This is a genomic window from Nostoc linckia z4 (assembly GCF_002608075.1).
Taxonomy (GTDB): domain Bacteria; phylum Cyanobacteriota; class Cyanobacteriia; order Cyanobacteriales; family Nostocaceae; genus Nostoc; species Nostoc linckia.
This window is the reverse complement of sequence record NZ_LAHA01000060.1, coordinates 43,908-50,287: the sequence shown is the minus strand read 5'-3', so window position 1 is coordinate 50,287 and position 6,380 is coordinate 43,908. Positions and strand designations below refer to the sequence as shown.

Below are 6,380 nucleotides of genomic sequence, written 5' to 3'. Positions count from 1 at the left end.
ATGGGGAGATGGGGAGATGGGGGGATGGGGGGAATAACTTCTAACTCCTAACTGTTCACTCCTAACTCCTAACTCCTAACTCCTCAATCAACACTTTTCTTATCACCGATTCATGATTTGGATGTCGTGACTGGAACGCAGATTTGTATCAGCCCAAGAACATATCAAGCCTTCTGGGCCTGGGTCAATTAATTGTTCTGGTGATGATTGTCGTCTCCAAGTGTCTCCTTGTTTGCGGATGGGAAATAGTAGGACGGGGCCTAGATGACGGACGCCTGGGGTTTGTTGCAGTAAGGCGACAATATCTGATGTATAAACTGGTCGCCCAAATGGCCATCCTTGACCGTCGAGTCCTCCGGTTAAGGGATTTAAATATTTATACAGCAATACTCTTAAGTTGCGGCGAATTTCTTCTCTGGCGTAAGGGTTGTCGTAACTAGGTTCTAGGGCAATTTCTGTTTGTATAGAAACACCTACGTAATTGGGTTCTTGGAGTTCTATTTGTACTCCTAATAACCGTCTTTCATCTAAGTAATTCAAAATTTGGTCTTGCAGGGCGCGACTGAGACCAAATTCTTCTGGTGTCATGCCATCTCCTTGAGCGATCGCATCTGTATTGGCAAATGGCACGACTACTAAACTAACTATACCTGCTTGCCTACGTGAATTTGCTGGTAAACACCGGACGCGAGCGATCGCTCCTCTACCGGCTTGTTGGGTTAAAACTTCAAAATCTTCGGCGGTAACGGCGCGATCGCGGGTACGAAGAATTCGCGGTGCTTTCATCACGGCTTGTTCCAGTGACTCGGCATCAGCACCATTCATTGCTGGTATTAAGTTGATTACGCTGTCAATGTATGGATATGCAGACTTTAAAAACTGAATTGCCCCGGCTTGTACGTTGCCTTCTCTACCGCCGCCTGTGCGATATGCTACTATTCTAATTTCAGCGCCACGGGGAGGAATGGCTCCATATTGATGTTGAGATTGTCTGTTTTCTAGAGTACTGAGTTGGACGTATGTATCATCTAGTGATGGTTGCTGAATCTTGCTTCGTACTTTTGTTTGCTGTTTGAGTTGGTTGGGTTCCCGAATCAAGGGGCCAAATTGCACTTCACCGGTGAGGGAATCAATGGTGTAATGAAAGTGATGTGGTGCAGAATCAGCAAAATCTCTCACTTCAGTCCATTTCTGAGGTAAACCATTGGCTGGTGTTACTAAAATATACTCGTTTTCTTTGCGGTCTAAAATTGGTGAGCTTTGTAACTGAAAAGTCTGACCGGGTGTACCATCGCTAATTCCCAAGCGTTCATCAAGAATCAGCGTACTGTGACTAGCCCTGACTGTACCGCCAATTGACCGCACGGCTAAACCAGTAATTCGTGGCGGACGATTGTAACCAGATTGATTGGTTTGTGTGATGCTAAAAGAACAACGCAGCCAGCGACCACGGTAAGAGGTAAAGTTAGTTACAGGCCAAACTTGCGGTAGATGCAAACGCACCTCTCCTCCTTGAGCCGGGTTTTCCCCTTGTTGAGCCATTTCATAAAAACTGAAGCCGCGAGTTTTATCATCTGATTCTTGTAATAAAACTGGTTCCCAATTTTCTCCATCCCAAGCTTCCCATTTGCGGGGTGGCTGATTAGGATTAATCCCAGCAGGGGTAGCCGCAGCTCCTTGGAAAATAATTTCTAAAACATTAGCATCTAAAGGATCGTCAGAATTAATCACTAAATAAAAACAGTTACCAGGCTGGGGTTCCTCTTCAAAAATTGATTGTTCGTTACCCGTCCAGTAACCATCAGGTTGACGAGTCCAGGAAGTTGTGACTCTCTCTCGCAGAGATTGGGGAATATCTTCTGTGGTTTGGGCAGTTAAAAAGTGCTGTATTCTGGGTTTACCAATGACTAGCGGTTTATCTGTGCTAAAAGTAATAGATTCTGTAGTTTCAGTTTGAATAGTTGCAGCTTCTAAGCCGGCGGGAATAGTATAAGCTTCAGGTAATTCAGCGCTTAAATAAAAAGTTAATTCTGTGTGTGCTGGGGCTGGAGGCTGGAGACGAATACCGAGTAATTCCAGAAAAGCCACATAATTTTTTCGGGGTACTTGGTTAAATCTCAGCAACATTTGGTCAGTTAACCAAGCAAATAATTCAATCAGCGTAATTCCTGGGTCGCTAAGATTGTGGTCTGTCCATTCCGGACAATACCGGGGAATACGCATTATACATTCATCAACTAAGTCATCGAAAGCGCGATCGTCTAAGTTGGAAGAAGGTAATTTTGGTAAAAAATCAAAGTTCATACCAATTTAAAAAAAGAATGTGACAAATAAACCATTTTCTAGAGACGCGATTCATCGCGTTTTTTTTCTAAAATTTTGAATTTTGAATTTTAAATTTTGAATTGATATCACAATTCCTCCCCAGCTGAAATTAAATAAAAAGGATAAACAAAGCTGTAAATATCGTGACCCTCTTTGAGTCGATAATTGATGGTAATATCTACTCTGCCGCGTATAGGATCGGGTTCCGTGAGAACTTCATCAACAATAATGCGTGGTTCCCAAACTTCCAAAGCTTCCAAAACATAAATCCGAATTCGCAGCAGAGTATCAGTATTTAAAGGTGCAAAGGCCAATTCTGACAAGCGCGAACCAAAAGTAGGCCGATAAACCCGCTCGCCGACTCCAGTACGGAGGATAATCCAAATAGATTCTTTAACTTTTTGTTCTTCACGGCTCAGCTGTATCCCACCTTGCACATTCAAGCGCAACGGATAAGCCCAACCCGTTCCTAAATAGTCTCGCTCGCGACCATAAACCATATCTGGCACTTAGACAGCGATGATAATGTATATCTTCAAAGATATCGGCACAAAAGGGTAAAGCCTATTCGCCAAAGGTCGAGGATGAGGGATGAGTGTTGAGTGTTGACGGTTGACTGTTGACCAATGACTAATGGCATTTGTTTTGGGTTACGCTGTAGCTTAACTCAATTTCCGAAATCCGCGCATTAACAATCTCCATGAAAAATTTAGCTCTATTATCTGTCACAGCTATTGCTGCTACATCTGGATTTGTTTTTGGAACAATGCAAGCCGCCTCTGCTTTAAATTGGAACTGGAATTATTCTGGTATTGGTATAACCGCTAGCGGTACTTTCACTACTAATGACACTCCCGACGATTTGGGATTTTACCAGATTTTGGGAATTACTGGTACGCGAAATGGTGAAACAATTACCGGTCTGCAACCTACTGGAACTCCCATACCAGGAAACGAACCTTTTGAGGTTGACAATTTAATTAGTCTGAATGCTCAGCAATTAACGGGTGACGGTTTTGGATATTCTACTTCTGGAGGAAATTATTCTAGTCCCTTTTTCGCTAGTTTTTTACCGATACCAAGTTATTTAGAGGTTTTTTCCGCGCCGCCATTTGTACCAGGTTTTGAAAATTTTGGGCCCGAAGACAGTGAATTAGCCATTAGTTTTTCTGCAACTATAGTTACCGTCCCTGAAACCACCTCTATTATTAGCTTGTTAGCCTTCGGTACTTTGGGGATTGTTTCAGTATTAAAAGGTAATAAGTCATCGAAATTTACTAACAAAATAGAATAAGCGATACAAATCTGTAAACTGTTGACTGTTAACTGTTAACTGTTAACCGTCAACACTCTTCTATGGAATATTTCATTACCAATAGGACTTACGCACAGCCAATGGAAAACGTAGACGCGGAGCGGCTTGTCGTAGGCTACCACAGAGGACACAGAGTTCACGGAGGAATGAGAGTTTAAGAGAGTTTTTGCGTAAGTCCTAACCAAAATAAAACCCCTCTCAGTGTGTTACTAGAGGGGCTTTTTATCAACATTACTTCAGCTATTACTGTCTAAATTGGGCTGCTGTAATTGTCTGTGGCTGTCCACTTTTAATTTGTCTAAATAAGAAATTTTGGTAATTTCCATCTTTTTCGGCATATTGATATACTTCATATCGTAAGCCGTCTAATTTTCCTTCTTTTACGAATTTGTTCCAGTCATTACCATTGACTCTGATAACAGCACTTGGCGTACAGACATCATATTTCACATCTGTGGTGATAGCTCCTTTATACCAACCAATCGTTGGAGCTTGTTGTGTAAACCAGCCTGATTCAACGGTAGCAGATCCCTGATTCAGAACGTTTTCGCAACTTTCTGCTGCTTGTGCTTGTCCCTGTCCTATGGAGAAAGTCAAGCAAAGTACGAGTAGTAAAACGGCAATGAGTTTTTTCATGAGTTTTAGACTTTTACTAATCTAGATAGCGAATAACATCACATCCGCAGCTTAACAAGAATCAGATATTATTCCAAGTAAGAAAAGTAAGAAAAGTAAGCAATTTTTGATTCAATAAAAATCTAAAACTCGAAAGTTAAATTGGATGAGTTTATCTAATTAGCTAGAGTAAAATCTTGACAAAAGAAGCAGAATAAGCTTTTAAATTGTTACCAAATAGTTCAATAAATTTACTAAATTTTACTAAATTTTATGACTATCGTGTAAATTCAGTCCAGAGGTAGTTATATCTTTTTCAAGAAGTTTTAATTCAGGCGAATTATCGCACCTTTAACTGTAATATTGCCATTAGCACTAATGTCTATATTGCCAACAGCATCTAATGACAGATTTCCTGTTGATTTTACAGAAACAGATTTACCGGCGTCGTTCATTTGGATTTGATGACCGCCTGTGGTTTCGATGGAAATAGATTTACTTCTATCGTCCATTTTGATTGTATGACCGCCTGCGGTTTTAATTTCGATGTGGCGATCGCTATCATTTAAATACATTTTGTGACCAGCTTTAGTTTCTACCCGAATACCTGTTTTACTGGTACTTTTATCTTCTTCGATGAACTGTAAAACATGTCCAACACGAGTTTTAATAGTACGTAATCTCACACCCTTGCTACCAACTGAGTCATCTACTTTTTCTGGTGGTGCGTCTTTACCATTCCATACCCCGCCAATTACGTAGGGACGGTGGATGTCGCCATGTTCAAAACCGACTAATACTTCATCGTTTATTTCTGGTAAACAATCAAAACCTCTGTTTTGTCCTGCTCCCAAAGCTACAACTCTCGCCCAGTCACTTGTATGTTCTTCTGTGAGAGTGGGAAACTTGACTTTGACTCTACCCCATTTCTGTGGATCTTTGTTATCAGTGACAATTCCCACTAATAAAGTCTCAGATGGCTGTAAATGTTTTTTCGTAGATAGAGTTGTAAATAAGTTACCAGCACGTAAGCCACGGACACTGAAATCAGTTTCATAAACTCGCCCATTGTAGAAATGACGTGTTTCTGTGACATAATATTGACCACTATAGCGATCGCCTAATTCTTGCAGACGAATCACCCGCCTCGGTCGAATTTCAGGATTTCCAAATGCTTTCCCATCTGCATAAATAAATTCTCCTCCCAATTCATCACACAAAGCCTGAGCCATGACATCTGCTTGTTTTTGAGTCACAACAGGTTTATCTACAACAATCATTTTGGGAGTTGCAAGATTGCGAAATGCACTACTGGTACTACTTCCTAACTGATTACCTGTTTTAGTAATTTGCTTTTCTTTATTAGCTTTTGAGCTAATCAATCGTTTTTGGCTATAGTCCCAACCGCGTACTTCCACAGAATTTACTTGTTCAGCACTAGTGACACGAGTACTAAATTTACTAATATCAACTAGCCATTTTAAATCTAAAGACGCCTGACTTTCTGGCTTGCAAAAATTTATCTTATCTTCTGTAATAAATAAATCAAAACCAATACGCGCAGCCCTTTCTTGTAAAAACTCCATATTAGTTTGATTTTCTTGAAATACATACTTATGGACTTCGCCACTGTCATCTATTTTTCCAGTATTTATGCCTACTTCTTGAGCAATTCTTTTGACGATATTGCTATCAGTCATATTTAAAAAAGAGCGATTATAACGGCCTCTATGAAGACGATGAGAAAAATCATAGCCACGAACAATTATATTAGCTTCCGATTTTTCATTGAAGTGAACTTCCAGACCTGTTACCTCACCTTCAACAAGGATTTTTGTTTTTTCATTTCTAAAATTCAAATCTTGAGTAGTACTAGATTTGAAACCTAAGGTTACTTTCTTGCCAATTTTAAAAATTTGTTCGTGTCGCCAAGGTTGATTTTGGGCACGGTCAGATGTAGGAATATAGCTATTATGAATTACCAAAGTAAACATTGCTGGCAAATGTAGACTTTCTTCCACAGTCATTTGCAGCAAATCTTTGAGTAATTCAGGAGAAGCGGGTTGTCCTTCTATCTTAATTAAAGGATCGCTTAAATAAAGATTAGCATTAGGCATAAGCTTCA

At 40.2% G+C, this 6,380-nt stretch carries 5 protein-coding genes; 1 reads left to right on the top strand and 4 read right to left on the bottom strand.

Annotated elements, in window-relative coordinates; all coding sequences use genetic code 11:
• Positions 1-102 precede the first annotated feature (102 nt).
• Together VF06_RS31615 and VF06_RS31610 are read right to left on the bottom strand one after the other, a co-directional pair.
• Positions 103-2,304 carry a putative baseplate assembly protein gene (locus VF06_RS31615; protein ID WP_099071378.1) on the bottom strand — a complete coding sequence of 734 codons (2,202 nt, stop codon included), beginning with the start codon at positions 2,302-2,304 and terminating at the stop codon, positions 103-105.
• Between the two features lie 107 nt (positions 2,305-2,411).
• Positions 2,412-2,825: a GPW/gp25 family protein gene (locus tag VF06_RS31610; protein ID WP_099071379.1), complete on the bottom strand. Its 414-nt coding sequence runs from the start codon at positions 2,823-2,825 to the stop codon at positions 2,412-2,414.
• Between the two features lie 200 nt (positions 2,826-3,025).
• On the opposite strand from VF06_RS31610, the gene VF06_RS31605 reads away from it, so the two are divergent.
• Positions 3,026-3,619 (top strand): PEP-CTERM sorting domain-containing protein, encoded by a 594-nt coding sequence (locus VF06_RS31605; protein ID WP_099071380.1) that lies wholly within the window; start codon positions 3,026-3,028, stop codon positions 3,617-3,619.
• A 264-nt stretch (positions 3,620-3,883) separates the two neighbouring features.
• Here VF06_RS31605 and VF06_RS31600 read toward each other — a convergent pair whose 3' ends face one another.
• Entirely contained in the window at positions 3,884-4,276 is a 393-nt protein-coding gene (locus VF06_RS31600) for a hypothetical protein (RefSeq protein ID WP_099071381.1), read from the bottom strand.
• A 305-nt stretch (positions 4,277-4,581) separates the two neighbouring features.
• Positions 4,582-6,372: a VgrG-related protein gene (locus tag VF06_RS31595; protein ID WP_099071382.1), complete on the bottom strand. Its 1,791-nt coding sequence runs from the start codon at positions 6,370-6,372 to the stop codon at positions 4,582-4,584.
• Positions 6,373-6,380: the final 8 nt, after the last annotated feature.